Origin of the sequence: Pseudomonas sp. LSJ-87 (assembly GCF_032971465.1) — a bacterium.
Classification (GTDB): domain Bacteria; phylum Pseudomonadota; class Gammaproteobacteria; order Pseudomonadales; family Pseudomonadaceae; genus Aquipseudomonas; species Aquipseudomonas putida_Z.
Genome location: NZ_JAWJYQ010000047.1, coordinates 1 through 759, shown reverse-complemented (window position 1 = coordinate 759; position 759 = coordinate 1). Strand labels below are relative to the sequence as shown.

1 protein-coding gene is annotated in these 759 nt (G+C 65.0%); it reads right to left on the bottom strand.

Features of this window, described 5'->3' with window-relative positions:
* Nucleotides 1–79 precede the first annotated feature (79 nt).
* The gene (locus tag RYH74_RS22850) at nucleotides 80–667 is read right to left on the bottom strand and encodes a LysE family translocator (RefSeq protein ID WP_317410196.1); all 588 of its coding nucleotides are present in this window, start codon (nucleotides 665–667) and stop codon (nucleotides 80–82) included.
* Nucleotides 668–759 lie beyond the last annotated feature (92 nt).

Here is a 759-nt window from a genome sequence, read left to right as displayed (position 1 = left end):
CTGTGATGGCCCTATCGCCGGCAAGCCAGCTCCTACAGGTACAGCGCAGGTCTTGAGGGCAGCGACAGGGCTGGTGCAGCTAGCCTTGAACGACCAGATAAATCGCGCTGCCCACTAGCAGCACCGCCAAGCCCCGATTCAGCAGGCGCATGTGCCGTGGGTTGCCCAGGTATTGGCGAACCACGCTCCCGGCCCACGCCCAGCTGGCCACCGAAATGAAACAGATTGGCCCGTAGATCCAGGCAAACAGCCACAGCAACTGCTGCTCGCCGCCGGTGTAGGCGCCAACCCCGGCCACCGCTGCCAGCCATGCCTTGGGGTTGAGCCATTGCATCGCCGCGCCGTGCCAGGCCGAGGGGGCCTGGGCGGGATGGGCGTTGCCCAGCTGCCCATCGTCGCTGGCCAGCTTCCATGCCATGTACAGCAGGAACGCCACGCCGCCCCAGTGCAACAGCAGGCCCAGCAAAGGCCAGCGCAGCAACAACTGATGCAGGCCCAGCCCGACCAGCACCAGCAACAGGCAGAAGCCCAGCGTGGCGCCAGCCACATGCGCCAGGCTGGCACGCAGGCCATGACGGGCACCGCTGCCCAGCGCAACGATGTTGACCGGGCCGGGGGAGATCGAGGCCGCCAGTGCGAAAGCAGCCATGGAAAGGGACAGGCTCATGAGGAGGATCCGTTTGGTTGAGGATGGCCTCCATGCTCGGGCATCGATAGCCTGCGGTATTGAAGAAAAGTACCCACATTGGGCTTATGCCT